Origin of the sequence: Streptosporangium sp. NPDC002524, assembly GCF_040295985.1 — a bacterium.
Classification (GTDB): Bacteria; Actinomycetota; Actinomycetes; order Streptosporangiales; family Streptosporangiaceae; genus Streptosporangium.
In genome coordinates this window covers 88,586-102,254 of sequence record NZ_JBEOWK010000009.1, presented here as the reverse complement: position 1 = coordinate 102,254, position 13,669 = coordinate 88,586, and the positions used below count along the sequence as shown (strand labels likewise).

The 13,669-nt window shown below is 72.5% G+C and carries 12 protein-coding genes; 7 read left to right on the top strand and 5 right to left on the bottom strand.

Annotated features, from left to right (window positions below; genetic code table 11):
• The first annotated feature begins 94 nt into the window (after window positions 1–94).
• The 4 genes from ABT053_RS17680 (at window position 95) to ABT053_RS17665 (ending at window position 5,014) form a co-directional block, all read left to right on the top strand.
• A complete protein-coding gene (locus tag ABT053_RS17680) occupies window positions 95–1,924 on the top strand; it encodes a sugar phosphate isomerase/epimerase and 4-hydroxyphenylpyruvate domain-containing protein (RefSeq protein ID WP_350970110.1) in 1,830 nt (609 codons plus the stop codon).
• Window positions 1,921–2,631 carry a TetR family transcriptional regulator gene (locus tag ABT053_RS17675; protein WP_350970109.1) on the top strand — a complete coding sequence of 237 codons (711 nt, stop codon included), beginning with the start codon at window positions 1,921–1,923 and terminating at the stop codon, window positions 2,629–2,631. The genes ABT053_RS17680 and ABT053_RS17675 overlap by 4 nt, the downstream gene beginning before the upstream one ends.
• A 302-nt stretch (window positions 2,632–2,933) precedes the next feature.
• Window positions 2,934–4,241: an MFS transporter gene (locus ABT053_RS17670; RefSeq protein ID WP_350970108.1), complete on the top strand. Its 1,308-nt coding sequence runs from the start codon at window positions 2,934–2,936 to the stop codon at window positions 4,239–4,241.
• The gene (locus ABT053_RS17665; protein WP_350970107.1) at window positions 4,238–5,014 is read left to right on the top strand and encodes an N-acyl homoserine lactonase family protein; all 777 of its coding nucleotides are present in this window, start codon (window positions 4,238–4,240) and stop codon (window positions 5,012–5,014) included. The genes ABT053_RS17670 and ABT053_RS17665 overlap by 4 nt, the downstream gene beginning before the upstream one ends.
• 69 nt (window positions 5,015–5,083) lie before the next feature.
• Here the strand turns inward: ABT053_RS17665 and ABT053_RS17660 are convergent, their stop codons facing one another.
• Window positions 5,084–5,746, bottom strand: coding sequence for a TetR/AcrR family transcriptional regulator (locus tag ABT053_RS17660; protein WP_350970106.1), 663 nt, complete (start codon window positions 5,744–5,746; stop codon window positions 5,084–5,086).
• A gap of 173 nt (window positions 5,747–5,919) precedes the next feature.
• Between ABT053_RS17660 and ABT053_RS17655 the strand changes: the two genes are divergently transcribed.
• The 3 genes from ABT053_RS17655 to ABT053_RS17645 all read left to right on the top strand — a co-directional run bounded on the left by ABT053_RS17655 (window position 5,920) and on the right by ABT053_RS17645 (window position 8,138).
• Complete coding sequence (locus tag ABT053_RS17655) at window positions 5,920–7,131, top strand: cytochrome P450 (RefSeq protein WP_350970105.1); 1,212 nt, start codon at window positions 5,920–5,922, stop codon at window positions 7,129–7,131.
• 40 nt (window positions 7,132–7,171) lie between these two features.
• A complete protein-coding gene (locus ABT053_RS17650; protein ID WP_350970104.1) occupies window positions 7,172–7,366 on the top strand; it encodes a ferredoxin in 195 nt (64 codons plus the stop codon).
• Between the two features lie 262 nt (window positions 7,367–7,628).
• Window positions 7,629–8,138: a DUF1579 family protein gene (locus ABT053_RS17645; protein WP_350970103.1), complete on the top strand. Its 510-nt coding sequence runs from the start codon at window positions 7,629–7,631 to the stop codon at window positions 8,136–8,138.
• Window positions 8,139–8,310: 172 nt separating this feature from the next.
• Here ABT053_RS17645 and ABT053_RS17640 read toward each other — a convergent pair whose 3' ends face one another.
• From ABT053_RS17640 to ABT053_RS17625, 4 genes are all read right to left on the bottom strand, one after another.
• On the bottom strand, window positions 8,311–9,300 hold the full coding sequence (locus ABT053_RS17640; RefSeq protein ID WP_350970102.1) for an amidohydrolase family protein: 990 nt from the start codon (window positions 9,298–9,300) through the stop codon (window positions 8,311–8,313).
• Between the two features lie 224 nt (window positions 9,301–9,524).
• Window positions 9,525–10,007 carry a (2Fe-2S)-binding protein gene (locus ABT053_RS17635; RefSeq protein WP_350970101.1) on the bottom strand — a complete coding sequence of 161 codons (483 nt, stop codon included), beginning with the start codon at window positions 10,005–10,007 and terminating at the stop codon, window positions 9,525–9,527.
• Window positions 10,004–10,930 carry an FAD binding domain-containing protein gene (locus tag ABT053_RS17630; protein ID WP_350970100.1) on the bottom strand — a complete coding sequence of 309 codons (927 nt, stop codon included), beginning with the start codon at window positions 10,928–10,930 and terminating at the stop codon, window positions 10,004–10,006. Before ABT053_RS17630 ends, ABT053_RS17635 begins: the two co-directional genes overlap by 4 nt.
• Window positions 10,927–13,422 (bottom strand): xanthine dehydrogenase family protein molybdopterin-binding subunit, encoded by a 2,496-nt coding sequence (locus ABT053_RS17625; RefSeq protein WP_350970099.1) that lies wholly within the window; start codon window positions 13,420–13,422, stop codon window positions 10,927–10,929. The genes ABT053_RS17630 and ABT053_RS17625 overlap by 4 nt, the downstream gene beginning before the upstream one ends.
• Between the last annotated feature and the right edge of the window lie 247 nt (window positions 13,423–13,669).

Sequence of the window (13,669 nt, the reverse complement as noted above, 5' to 3'; positions counted from 1 at the left end):
GACCGACCCGGTCACCACCGACGGAACCTGATTGCCACCGACCGGCCCGGTCACCACCTGGGAACCCGGCCAGGCCACCACCCGAGAAGGAGCCATGCGCACGTCCATCGCCACCGTATCCGTCAGCGGCACCCTCACCGAGAAGCTCATCGCGATCGCCACCGCGGGGTTCGACGGGGTGGAGATCTTCGAGAACGACCTGCTCGTCTGCCCGCACCCGCCTGAGGAGATCCGCGCCCGCGCCGCCGACCTCGGCCTCGGCATCGACCTCTACCAGCCGTTCCGCGACTTCGAGGCCGTACCCGCCGCCGTGCTGGAGGCGAACCTGGAGAGGGCCGAGCGCAAGTTCCGGGTGATGGAGCGCCTCGGCGCGGACCTGCTGCTGGTCTGCTCGAACGTCTCGCCCGCCTCGATCGGCGACGACGCCCTCGCCGCCGAGCAGCTGCGGCGGCTCGCCGAGCGGGCCGCCGAGCACGGCATCCGGATCGCCTACGAGGCGCTGGCCTGGGGCCGGCACGTCAACGAGTACCTGCACGCCTGGCGGATCGTCCGGATGGCCGACCACCCCAACCTGGGCACCTGCCTGGACAGCTTCCACATCCTGTCGCGCGGCTCCGACCCGATCGGCATCGAGGCCATCCCCGGCGAGAAGATCTTCTTCCTGCAGCTCGCCGACGCGCCGCTGCTCTCCATGGACGTGCTGCAGTGGAGCCGCCACTACCGCTGCTTCCCCGGCCAGGGCACCCTGGACGTCGCCGGGCTGGTCCGGCACGCGCTGAACGCCGGATACGACGGGCCGCTGTCGCTGGAGGTGTTCAACGACCACTTCCGCCAGGCCGACACCGGCCGTACCGCCCGCGACGGCATGCGCTCGCTCATCGCCCTGGAACAAACCCTGCGGGGCGCCGCGCACCCCGCCGTGCCCACCGGCTTTGCCTTCGCCGAACTCGCCGACGCCGACGGCTCCCTGAGCGGCGTGCTGAGCGCGCTCGGCTTCACCCGTACCGGCTCGCACACCAGCAAACCGGTCGAGCTGTGGACCCAGGGCGAGGCCCGGATGCTGCTCAACGCCGCCGGGACCGATCCCGCCCTGGTCGCCCTCGGCCTGGACAGCCCGGATCCCGCGCGGGCCGTCAAGCACGCCGAGACGCTGCTGGCGCCGGTGCTCCCGCGCGAGCGCGCCCCGCGGGACGCCTCGCTGGACGCGATCGCCGCCCCGGACGGCACCGCGCTCTTCTTCTGCGACACCGCCTGGCTCGGCGACTTCGTCGGCTCCGGCGACCCCGGTGACCCCGCCGCCGGGACGGTGGAGGCCGTTCCCGGGCGGATCACCCACATCGACCACGTGGCGCTCACCCAGCCCTGGCACCACTTCGACGAGGCCGCGCTGTTCTACGGCAGCGTGCTGGGACTGCGCCCGCAGGAGAGCCTGGAGCTGCCCGACCCCTACGGCCTGCTGCGCAGCAGGGCGATGTCCACGACGCCGGTGTCCGCCGCGGGCACGGGCACGACGGACGGGGGTGCCGGGGCCGCCGGGGCCGCGGAACAGGTGCGGATGGTGCTCAACATCGCCCAGGTCGGCGCGGGTGACACGCCGTGGCAGCACGTCGCCCTGGCCAGCGACGACCTGCTGTCCGTCGCTCGCGCGCTGCGGGCAAGGCATCCGGAGCTGCTGCTGCCCATCCCGGGCAACTACTACGACGATCTGGAGGACCGCCATGCCGTCGATCCCGAGCTGCGCCGGCTGGGCGTGCTGTACGACAGGGACGAGCACGGTGAGTTCCTGCACATGTACACCGTCACCGTGGGACGTGTCTTCTTCGAGATCGTCCAGCGCGTCGGCGGCTACCGGGGCTACGGCGCCGTCAACGCCCCGATCCGGCTCGCCGTGCAGCACGCGGGCCATCCTAAGATGGGTCAATGACCTCGCAGCCCGCCACCACCGAACGCCAGCGGGACGCCGACCGCACCAGGGCGGAGATCCTCGAGGTCGCCCAGCACGAGTTCGCGCGCCACGGCTACGCCGGTGCGCGGGTCGACGAGATCGCCGCCAGGATGCGCACCACCAAGCGCATGATCTACTACTACTACGGCAGCAAGGAGCGGCTCTACATCGCGGTGCTGGAGAAGGCGTACGCCGAGGTCCGCGCGGCCGAGCGCACGGTCGACGTCGAGCACCTGGACCCGGTCGAGGCGATCCGCACGCTGGCCGAGCTGACCTTCGACCACCACGACGCGCACCGCGACTTCATCCAGCTCGTCGCCATCGAGAACATCCACCAGGCCGAGCACATCCGCAAGTCACAGGCGCTGGCCGGTCTCGCCACCCCGGTGCTCGACCTCATCGGGCGCATCCTCGACGCGGGCCAGGAGTCCGGTGACTTCGTCACCGAGGCCGACGCCATCGACGTGCACATGATGATCAGCTCGTTCTGCTTCTTCCGGGTGGCCAACCAGCACACGTTCGGCGCGCTGTTCGGCCGCGACATGACCGCGCCCGAGCATCGGGCCAGGCTGCGCCGGATGGTCGGCGAGATGGTCGTCGGCTACCTGCGCGGTGAGGGTGGCGAGGGCGGGAAAGACGGGCAGGGCCGCTCCGCGCCGACCTCCGCGCCTGCTTCCCCGGCGTGATGGCGTGATGGCGTGATCCCGCGTTCGACGTGACCCCTCGGGTGCTCGGCGGCCGGGGGTGAACCGCGCCGCGCCGCGTCGCCGGCGCGCGAGGAGCGCGGGGAACGCGGTGCCCGTGCCCCGGTGACGCCCGCCCGCGCGGCGCGGCCTCCGACGAACGCGGGCACGGGCACGGGCATAAGCATGGGTGCGCCCACGGATCCGGGGTAACCGATCGGCAACACTCTTGTAATGTACGAACCGGTGAGTTAGTTTCCTGCCATCACGCTATCCCCCCAAACCTCCCAGCATGAGGAGCGCCCGTGACAGTGCAGGGTAAACCCCGCAAGGCGGCCGCGGCGGCCTGGATCGGCAGTGCCTTGGAGTACTACGACTTCTTCATCTACGGCACCGCGGCCGCGCTGGTCTTCAGCAAGATCTTCTTCCCGGAGTCCTCGCCCGCGACGGGCACGCTCCTCGCGCTGGCCACCTTCGGCGTCGGCTATCTGGCCAGGCCGGTGGGCGCCTTCGTCCTCGGGCACGTGGGTGACAGATTCGGCCGCAAGAAGGTGCTGGTCATCACCCTGGTGATGATGGGCGTGTCGACGTTCCTGGTCGGCTGCCTGCCCACCTACGACGAGGTCGGCGTGCTCGCGCCGATCCTGCTCGTGCTGCTGCGCCTGCTGCAGGGCTTCTCCGTCTCCGGCGAGCAGGCGGGCGCCAACTCCATGACCCTCGAACACGCCCCGCCGGGACGGCGCGCCTTCTACACCAGCTTCACCCTCAACGGCACCCAGGCCGGGCAGATCATCGCCACCGCCGTCTTCCTGCCGATCGCCGCGCTGCCCGAGGAGCAGCTGCTGAGCTGGGGCTGGCGGGTGCCGTTCTGGCTGAGCATCGTGGTGGCCGTGGTCGGGCTGGTCATCCGGCGCACCCTGGAGGAGACGCCCGTGTTCGAGCGGGAGGTCGCCTCCAACGCCGTCGCCAAGCTCCCGCTGGCCGTGCTCTTCCGCGAGCACTGGAAGGACGTGCTGCGGGTCGTCGTGGCCGCGGTCATCGCCTCGGTGAGCACGATCTTCACCGTCCACGCCCTGTCCTACGCGGTCAACACCGTGGGACTGGAGCGAGGTCCCATGCTGTGGGTGGGCGTCCTGGCCAACGTCGCCGCGGTGATCACCATCCCGCTGTGGGGCATGCTGTCGGACAGGATCGGCCGCAAGCCGGTCTTCATCGGCGGGTCGCTGGGCTGCGCGGTGCTGATGTTCGCCTACCTGTGGTCGATCTCCACCGGCAGCTACGCCCTGATCTTCGTGCTGGGCATCGCGATGTTCGGCGTCGTGCACAGCGCCACCAGCGCGGTCTGGCCTTCCTTCTACGGCGAGATGTTCACCACCAGGGTGCGGCTGTCCGGCATGGCGGTCGGCACCCAGATCGGCTTCGCGATCGCCGGCTTCGCGCCGACGGTGGCCACCGCGCTGGCGGGCACGGGCAGGGAGAGCTGGTTCGGCGTGTCGGTCATCGTGGCGGTGCTGTGCCTGGTTAACGTGGCCGCGGTGGCGACCGGCCGGGAGACCTACCGGGTCCCCACCGAGCAGCTCGGTCTCAAGCGTACGGAGCCGATGAAGGTATGAACGAGTTCCGCGTCTACGCCCTGCGCTACGCCGTGCGCGACGCCCGGCGCGGGGAGCACTTCCACGGCTACGACGCCGATGCCGGCCTGCCGCATCCCACCTCGTACTACGTGTGGCTCGCGGTCTCCGAAAAGCACACCGTCGTCGTCGACACCGGCATCGGCCGCACGCGCGCCCGGGGCGTCGAGGGGCTGGACTACCGCACCTCGCCGGTGGAGGCCGTGGCGGCGCTGGGCGTACCCGCGGACTCCGTCGACCACGTGGTGCTGACCCACCTGCACTACGACCACACCGGCACCGCGCGCGAGTTCACCTCCGCCCGCTACGTCCTGCAGCGGGCGGAGCTCGACTACTGGACCGGCCCCTGGGCCGACCGCATCACCAGAGAGCGCCGGCTGCTGAACGCCGACGACCTGGCCCACCTGCTCGCCGCCCGCGAGGACGGGCGGCTGACGCTGGTGGACGGCGACGCCGACGTCGTGCCCGGCCTGAGCGTCCACCTGGTGGGCGGGCACACCGCGGGCATGCAGGTGGTGCGCGTCAACACCGCGCGCGGCGACGTCGTCCTGGCCTCCGACGCCGCCCACTTCTACGAGAACCTGGAGGACGACCGGCCCTTCCCGATCCTGCACAGCATGACCGGCATGTACGGCGCCTTCGACAGGATCGGCCGGCTGGCCGGCGGGCCGCATCTCGTGGTCGCCGGTCACGACCCGGAGGTGCTCGAACGCTTCCCGCGGCTGGGACCCGACGTCGCGGTGATCTCCGGCTGAGCGGGCCGTCCACCGGGCGGGCCGATCGTCACTTCGCCCGGCACCTGCCCGCGGGGTGCGGTGGGGGCCTCAGGTGGGCGTACCGGTGTCGACGCGGTGGTCGAGCGCGCTGAAGAGCGGCCAGGTCAGGGCGGCCATCTCGGCCGGAGAGCGCGGGCATCCGCGCTGGAGCCAGTCGGAGGCCACGCCGATGAGCGCCCCGGCGGTGAACGCGGCCGGGACGTCGTGCGGGATGTCATGTGGGACGTCGTGTGGGATGTCCGCCGGCGCGCCGGGATGTCCCGTCGGATCACCGGTGGCGATCCGGTGGAGGCGGTCGTGGACGGTGGCGGCGATGCGGCGCCGGATGTGGTCGACGACACGCGCGCTGCCCTGCGGCCCCAGCAGGGTGCGGAAGAGCCCCGCGTGCTCGGCGAGGCTGGCGAAGAACGCCTCCAGCGACTGGGTCGCCTCCGGCTCCGGGTCCGCCGCCTCCGGGCCGGGGCCGGGCAGGGACTCGATCAGCCCGTCGATCATCGCGGTGCAGGCGACCTCGGCGAGCTCGTGGACGTCGCGGTAGTGGTCGTAGAAGGTCGAGCGGCTCACCCCGGCGCCTTCGGCGACGTCGGCCACGGTGATCCGGGAGAGGTCCCGCTCCTCGACGAGCTCGATCAGCGCGCGCGCCAGGGCCGTGTGGGTGCGTCGCACGCGCCGGTCACCGGAGAGGGAGTTGCTGTTCTTGGTCGTGGCCACGTTCTTACTTTACCGTCAAACTACATGTGTAGGTTTCCCGACACGTGTAGGGTAGCGTGAGGGTGCATTCGGTACCTGGCGTGCGGCTCCTCACCTCACGCCCGCGTGACAGCGGAGCGGCACAGGCACACGACGCGGCCCGCCCGATCCATCCGTTCGCAAGGAGATGACGCATGAGTGCCAACGAGCAGGTCCTGCGCTACCCGATCCCCAACGACAGGGCGCTGGACCCGCCCGCGGAATGGGCCGAGCTGCGCGGCGAGTGCCCGGTGGCGCACGTGGAGCTGCCCAGCGGCGACCGGGCGACGCTGCTGACCCGCTACAAGGACGTCAGGCAGGTGCTCGCCGACCCGCGCTTCACCCGTCAGCTCACCGCCCCCGACGCGGCGCGGCTGTCGGCGGAGGGCGGCGGGGTCTTCAGCAGCGAGATGGCGCAGATCATCCCCGACGGGGGCGAGGAGCACCAGCACTGGCGCCGCCTGGTCGGCAAGTGGTTCACCGCCAAGCGGATGTCCGCGCTGCGGCCCTCGATGGCCAGGATCGCCGAGGAGCTCATCGACGACATGGTCGGGCGCGGCGCGCCGGGCGACCTCAGGGCGGCCCTGGGCTTCCCGCTGCCGGTGTACGTCATCTGCGACATGCTCGGCGTGCCCGCCGCCGACCGGGACCGGTTCTCCTACTGGTCCGACACCCTGCTGAACCTCACCCGCTACAGCAAGGCCGAGACCGAGGCCGCGCAAGTGGAGTTCTTCCAGTACATGTCCGAGCACGTCGCCGCCAAGCGCGCCGAGCCGGGCGAGGACCTGCTGAGCGAGCTGATCGCGGTCGGCGGCCCCGAGGACGGCGGGCTGTCCGACATCCAGATCCTGGTCACCGGCATGGGACTGCTGGTCGCCGGGCACGAGACCACCGCCAACATGATCGGCAAGATGGTCTCCATGCTGCTGGCCGACCGCGGCCGGTGGGAGCGGCTGCTCGCCGACCCGTCGCTGGTACGCACGGCCGTGGAGGAGACGCTGCGGCTCGACGCCAACTCCGGCTTCGGCCTGCCGCGCTACCTGCCCGAGGAGACCGAGGTGAGCGGCACGGCCCTGCCCCGCGGCACCACCGTGGTGTGCAGCATGGCCGCGGCCAACCGCGACGAGAGCGTCTTCGAGGCCGCCGACGAGATGGACCTGACCCGCAGCCCGAACCCGCACCTGGCCTTCGGGGTGGGCGCCCACTCCTGCCTGGGGCAGGCGCTGGCCCGCACCGAGCTGCAGGTCGTGCTGGAGGTGCTGCTGCGCAGGCTTCCGTCCCTGGAGCTGGCCGTCCCGGTGGAGGAGCTGGAGCGCGTGGAGGGGCTCGCCGTCGGCGGCCTGCGCACGGTGCCGGTCCGCTGGTGACCCGGCACCGCCCCACCCGGTCAACGGAGAGGAACGCGATATGAAGGTCATCGTGGACGAGGACAAGTGCTGCGGCGCGGGTCAGTGCGTGCTGATCGCGCCGGAGGTGTTCGACCAGCGCGACGACGACGGCATCGTCCTCCTGCTCGACCCCGAGCCCGGCGCGGACCAGCACGCCCTGGTCCGCGAGGCCGCCGCCGTCTGCCCCGCCGCCGCGATCACGCTGAGCGAGTAGGCCCGAGCACGCGGATCCGAGCGGTCCCGTACGCCTCGTGCACCCCGTGCACCCTGTCCATGCCGGGTGCCGGTCGTGACCATGGCGGGCGCCTGGCCTGGACGGGGGACTGGTGAACCCGGGCTGGTGAACCCGCCGGTGCCGATCCGCTCCCGCGCCTCCCGGAGGCGGCGGGAACGGATCGGCGAAGGATGTCGAGGCGTCCGTGCCGGTTCCGACCATGGGGTGTACGAACCTTCACCGCGCACCCCAGGGAGCAATCATGTCCAACGCCCGTACCGGCGAGTCCGCTCGCGTCCTCAAGGTCGCCGCCGGGGTCGAGCGCACCGACCGGCGGGCGCCGGTGCGTGACGCGCGCCACGAGGCGCTCGAGATCCTGATCGGCAAGTGGATCAACGAGGGGCACACGGTCGGCGCCGAGGGGACCCCGCCGGTCCCGATCCTGACCAGCGACGTCTACGAGTGGGCGCCCGGCGGGTTCTTCGTGGTGCACTCGGCCTACGGAAGGATCGGCGACACGAGCGTCGGCGGCGTCGAGATCATCGGCGTTGACGGCGACGCGTACCGCTCCACGTTCTACGACAGCCTCGGCAACGTCCACGGCTCGCGTGTGGAGGTCGACGGCGAGGTGATCAGGTGGGTCGGCGACCGGACCCGCTGCACGGTGACGCTCACGGACGGCGGCATGACCCAGGTCGCCCGCCACGAGTCCAGCGCGGACGGCGTGAGCTGGAGCGCGTCGATGGACGTCACACTCCGCAAGTCCGGGTGAGCGGACGGCACCCCTAGGCCAAGCCGGGCCGGGTAGGCCGGGTAGGCCGGGCGCGGTGCGGGCGGCGGCTCGCCCGAGCCGCCCGGCCCAGGTCTGGAGCGGCCCAGGTCTGGAGCGGCCCAGGTCTGGAGCGGCCCAGGTCTGGAGCGGCCCAAGTCAGGGGCGGCCCAAGTCAGGGGCGGGGGGCCAGCCCAAGGAAGGCGCGCCCGTTCGCCTCTAGTGTCGCGGCGTCGATCCCGTTGTCCAGCGGGAAGCGGGCGGGGTCCGGCTGCGCCATGTCGAACGGGTAGTCGCTGCCGCAGATGATCCGGTCCCGCGAGGCGCGCGCCCTCAGCAGTCGCAGCACCTCCGGGTCGTGGGTGACCGTGTCGAAGTACATCAGGGCGAATGATTCGGCGGGCGGGCGGTTGTTCCCCCGCCGTACCTCCGCCCGCGTCCGCCAGCCGTGTTCCCAGCGCCCGAGCAGGGACGGCGCGCAGCCTCCGCCGTGGACGAAGCAGATCCGCAGGTCCGGCAGCGTCTCCATGACACCGCCCAGGAGCATCGACGCCACGGCGGTGGCGGTCTCCACCGGGTTGCCGATCAGGTTGGCCAGGTAGTGGTCCGCCCACTCGGGGCGCGGCGTCTGCATGGGGTGCACCAGGACCGCGAGGTCCAGTTCGGCGGCGACACCGAGCACCTCGCGCATGACGCCCTCGCCGTAGGACCGTCCCCGCACGAGCGGCGGGACGGCGATGCCGGCGACGCGTTCCGCCGCCGCCAGCCGCGTCATCTCCCGCCGGGCGGCGTCCACGTTGTCCAGCCGTACCAGCCCGAGTCCCACGAGTGCCCCGCCGGCGGACGACACGGTCTCGGTGAGCCGTTCGTTGTAGGAGGCGACGTAGTCGTCCGCCTCGGCCGGCGCGTGGACGGGGAAGGCGAAGGGCGGCGCCGAGATGGCGCGGACGCCGAGGCCGGCTCTCGCGGTGTCGGCGACGAGCCTGCCGACGTCGCTCATCGCCGCCGCCGGGAACGACAACGGAAGCTCGCCGAGGAACAGCTCGCCGTCGCGCTCGTTCATGCCCCCCAGCGGGGTGCCGGGCGGGAGGGCGAACAGCTCTCGCGGCAGCCAGTGCGCGTGGACATCGACGATCCCCGCGCGGATGTCACCTGTCACAGCCATCGTTCCCCTCCTCGCTCGTCACCTTCACCGCTCTCGCGGGAGTCCCTTCGTTCGTCACCTTCGCCTACCGCTCTCGCGGGAGTCCCTTCGCCCGTCGCCCTCGCCTGCCGCTCTCGCGGAGGTCTCCTCGCTCGTCGCCCTCGCTTACCGCTCTCGCGGGGTCACCCTGTCCGCCGCTTTCACCCGCCGCTCTCACGGAGATCACCCCGGGGCCGAGGATCACCTCAGGACGGGGTTCGCGGCCACTCGCTCGCGGCGCGTGCGATCGCGCGCCGGATGGGCTCGTAGCCGGTGCACCGGCAGATGTTGGAACCGACCAGGGCGGCGACGCGCTCCGGGTCGTCTCCGGCGGAGGGGTCCGCCTCCAGCGCCCCGGCGGCCACCATCAGGAAGCCCGGCGTGCAGAAACCGCACTGCAGGGCGTGCTCGGCGGAGAAGGCCCGCTGCAGCGGGTGGGGCTCGCCGCCGGGACCGGACAGCCCTTCGACGGTACGGACCGAGGCGCCGTCGCACTGCACGGCCAGCACGAGGCACGACCGGACGGCCTCGCCGTCGACCAGCACCGTGCAGGCCCCGCAGACGCCGTGCTCGCAGCCCAGGTGCGTGCCCGTGAGGCGGCAGTCCTCACGCAGCACGTCGGCCAGAACGCGCCGGGGCTCCACGTCGAGCGCGCGCTCCTCGCCGTTCACCGTGACGGTGATCCTCATCGGTGGCCTCCTCCGGATGTGCCGGTCCGCGACAGCCGATCCCGGGCCGCCTCGCACAGGGTCCTGCCGACCAGGACGGCGACGGCCTGGCGCCGGTACTCCACGTCGGCGTACGGCTCGGGCAGGGGGGCGGCGTCCCGTTCGGCGGCGGCGCGGCCCGCGCGGGCGAACGGGTGGTCGCCGGGCACCCGGTGCCCGGCCGGGGGCGTGATCTCGGCGCCGATCAGCGCCCGTTCGGCGGCGTGGGCCCGCACCGGCCGGTCGGCGCAGTTGACGAGCCCGATCCTCGCCTCGGTGATCACTCCGTCGGACGCGGTGAGCGTCGCCGCCACGGCCACCTGGGCGAAGCAGAAGTGCGTGCGCCGGTGCTCGACGAAGCCGACACCGGTGTCGTCCGCGAGCAGCGGGAACCGTACGGCGGCGATGAGCTCGTCCTGCGCGCGCGAGGTCAGGAACGGCCCGAGGAAGTAGTCGCGAGCCGCGATCTCGCGCGGGCCGCCGGGGCCGTGCACCTCGATGGCGGCGTCGAGGGCGAGGGCGAGGGCGCACCACTCCGCGGCCGGATGCGCCCAGGCGAGGCTGCCCACCAGGGTGCCGCGGGAGCGGATGGGCGGATGGGCGACGTTGACGACGGCGCGGGAGAACAGCGTGCCGAGCGGGCCCGGCACGGCCCCCTCCCGCTCGAAGGCGGCATGACGGACCAGGGCGCCGACCCGCAGCGTGCCGTCGTCGGCGCTCAGGTGGCCGAGTTCGGCGACGTGGTTGATGTCGACCACCAGGTCCGGGCGGACGCGCTGCAGGCGCATCTCCAGGATGAGGCTCTGGCCACCGGCGAGAATCCGGGCGCCCGGCCCAGTGCCGAGCGCGCCGACGGCCTCGCGCACCGTGCGCGGCACGACGTAGTCGAAGGCGGCGGGCTTCACCGGCCCCCCTCCCCGGCCTCCCCGGCCTCCCCGGCCTCCCCGAACTTCCCGGCCTTCCCGAACTCCCCGGCTTTTCCGAACTCCCCGGCCTCTCCGAACTCCCCGGTCTTCCCGAACTCCCCGGCTTGCCCGACCTCCCCGAATTTCGGGGCGCGAGCCGCCCGCCACACCACGTCCGGGGTGAGTGGCATCTGCAGCAGGCAGGGGTCGGCCACCCGCAGCGCGTCGGCCACCGCGTTGACGATCGCGGCCGGGGTGCCGATGCAGCCCGACTCCCCGGCCCCCTTGGCGCCCAGCGGCGTGCTGGGACTCGGCGTGCGGGTGTCCCTGATCTCGATGGGCGGGATCTCGGCGAACGTCGGCAGCAGGTAGTCCAGCAGCCCCTCGGCGAGCAGCGGCACGCCGTTCTCCCCGAAGGGGATGCCCTCGTACAGCGCCTGGCCGATTCCCTGGACGGCCGAGCCGAAGGCCTGCCCGTGCACCATGGCCGGATCGAGCACCACCCCGCAGTCGTCCACCGCCACCAGCCGCAGCACGCGCACGGTGCCCAGCTCGGGATCGACCTCCGCCACCGCCGCGTGGGCGCCGAACGGGAACGCCATGCCCGACTCGAACCGGCCGCCCACCCGCATCGGCCCGGTCGTCTTCACCAGCTCGGCCAGGTCCATCGCCGCCGCGCCGCCATGGCCGCCGTGGCCGCCGTGGACGGGGTGCACGGTGCCGCCGGACCACGCCACCTCCGCCTCCGGCACCTCCCACAGGGCCGCCGCCCGCGCCCGCGCCTCCTCGACGAGCAGCGTGGCGGCCTCCCGCAGCGCCGCGCCGCCCACCTGTGCCGACCGGCTGGCGAAGGAGCCGACCCCCTCCGGCTGCTCGCCGGTGTCGCCCTCGACCAGCCGGACCAGTGTCCCGTCCACGCCGAGGGTCTCGGCGACCAGCGCGGGGAAGACCGTCTCGTGGCTCTGGCCGCTGGAGGCCGTGCCGCAGCGGGCGGTGAGCGTCCCGTCCTCGTGCGCCTCGACGCTGGCGAACTCGTGCAGCCCTCCCGGTTCGCCACCGGAGCGCTCCACGTAGCAGGACAGGCCTATCCCCAGGGGGAGGGCGTCCGGGTCCGTCCGGCGGCGGGCCCGCTCGGCCCGCCACCCGTCGTAGTCGAGGGTCTCCAGCGCCAGGTCGAGCGCGGCGGCGTAGTTCCCGCTGTCGTAGCGCCGCCCGGTGGGCGTCTCGTACGGGAAGTCCTCGGGCGGGATGAAGTTGCGCCGCCGCAGCTCCGCCGGGTCCATGCCCAGCTCGCGGGCGAGCGTGTCCATCGACCGCTCCAGCGCGATCGCCGCCTCGGGGCGCCCCGCGCCTCGGTAGGGGTAGGTCACCATGGTGTTGGTGACCATCGAGCGGACCGTGGCGTGCACCCGCGGGGTGGCGTACGGACCGGTCGCCATCCAGGCGGTCTGCATGGGCAGCCCGACCCCGAGGTGGGGGTAGGCGCCGATGTCGGCGTCGATGTTCAGCTCGTACGCGAGCAGCCGCCCGTCGGCGTCGGCGGCGAGCCGGACCCGCTGGTCCTGGCCCCGGCCCCGGCTGGCGACCGTCATCGACTCCAGCCGGTCCTCGATCCACCGGACGGGACGCCCGAGCTTCACCGCGAGGAAGGCGACCGCGATGAACTCGGGGAAGGTCGCGCTCTTCGACCCGAACGCGCCCCCGGTGTCCGGGACGACCACGCGTACCCGCTCGACCAGCCCGCCCAGCAGCGTGGCCAGCTCCCGGCGCAACCGGTGCGGTGCCTGATGGCCCGACCACACCGTCAGCGCGTCTCCCTCGGGTACGGCGAGGATCGTCCTGCACTCCATGGGGGTGGGCATCAGCAACTGCTGGCGGTACCGGGCCTCCACCACGACCGCCGCCTCCCGCCACACCGACTCCTCGATCGGCTCGCCGGTCTCCCCCCGCAGGGCGACGTTGCTCAGGCCGTCGAACAGGCGGACGGAGTCGTCCGCGGCGGTGGACGGCGTCACCACCGCGGGCAGCGGGTCGATCCGGAAGGTGACCTTCGCGGCCCCGTCCTCGGCCCGGTAGCGGTCCTCGCCCAAGACCACCACCAGCGCCTCGCCCGGGTAGCGCACCCGGTCCCTCACCAGCACCGGCCACTCCCGTCCGGCCACGGCCTCCTCCGTGGACAGCTGGGCGAGCAGCACGTACGGAACCGGAGGCAGGTCCTGGAGCGTGGCGGCCGACTGCGCGCACGGCGGCATCTCGGAGAGATCGGCGGCGGACCAGGCACCCACCACTCCCGGCACCTCGTAGGCGGCGGAGCAGTCCACCTCGCGCAGCGTGCCGTGGGCGACGTCGCTCCTCACGAACACGGCGTCCAGGCAGCCCGGCACGTCCATGTCGGCGACGTAGCGGCCCTCACCGGTGAGCAGCCGTTCGTCCTCACGCCTTGACCATTGCTCCACGACCAGAACCTCCGCGCCGTGCATGTCGCCGTGCATGTCATCGCATGGTTCGGTTGATTTTCAGCGGATGCGCGGGGGGTGACGGATATTCGTGGTCGGCCGCCACGCGGGAGGTGGCGCGAGTCGTTCGCGGACGCATCGGATGCGCGACTTGGATGTGACTTGAGTGTACTGAATCAACGGTACATGGGGATTTGAGGGGGTTTTGGGGGTTTTGAAGGTGATTTGAGGACGATTTTCCCGGGCTTCGACGGCCGGGGCCTCCGCCCCGCGAACCCGGGCC

Excerpts from the sequence above, each read along its gene's own strand:
- ABT053_RS17680 (WP_350970110.1), top strand. The coding sequence starts at position 95 with ATGCGCACGTCCATCGCCACCGTATCCGTCAGCGGCACCCTCACCGAG.
- ABT053_RS17675 (WP_350970109.1), top strand. The coding sequence starts at position 1,921 with ATGACCTCGCAGCCCGCCACCACCGAACGCCAGCGGGACGCCGACCGC.
- ABT053_RS17665 (WP_350970107.1), top strand. The coding sequence starts at position 4,238 with ATGAACGAGTTCCGCGTCTACGCCCTGCGCTACGCCGTGCGCGACGCC.
- ABT053_RS17655 (WP_350970105.1), top strand. The coding sequence starts at position 5,920 with ATGAGTGCCAACGAGCAGGTCCTGCGCTACCCGATCCCCAACGACAGG.
- ABT053_RS17650 (WP_350970104.1), top strand. The coding sequence starts at position 7,172 with ATGAAGGTCATCGTGGACGAGGACAAGTGCTGCGGCGCGGGTCAGTGC.
- ABT053_RS17645 (WP_350970103.1), top strand. The coding sequence starts at position 7,629 with ATGTCCAACGCCCGTACCGGCGAGTCCGCTCGCGTCCTCAAGGTCGCC.
- ABT053_RS17640 (WP_350970102.1), bottom strand. The coding sequence starts at position 9,300 with ATGGCTGTGACAGGTGACATCCGCGCGGGGATCGTCGATGTCCACGCG.
- ABT053_RS17635 (WP_350970101.1), bottom strand. The coding sequence starts at position 10,007 with ATGAGGATCACCGTCACGGTGAACGGCGAGGAGCGCGCGCTCGACGTG.
- ABT053_RS17625 (WP_350970099.1), bottom strand. The coding sequence starts at position 13,422 with ATGCACGGCGACATGCACGGCGCGGAGGTTCTGGTCGTGGAGCAATGG.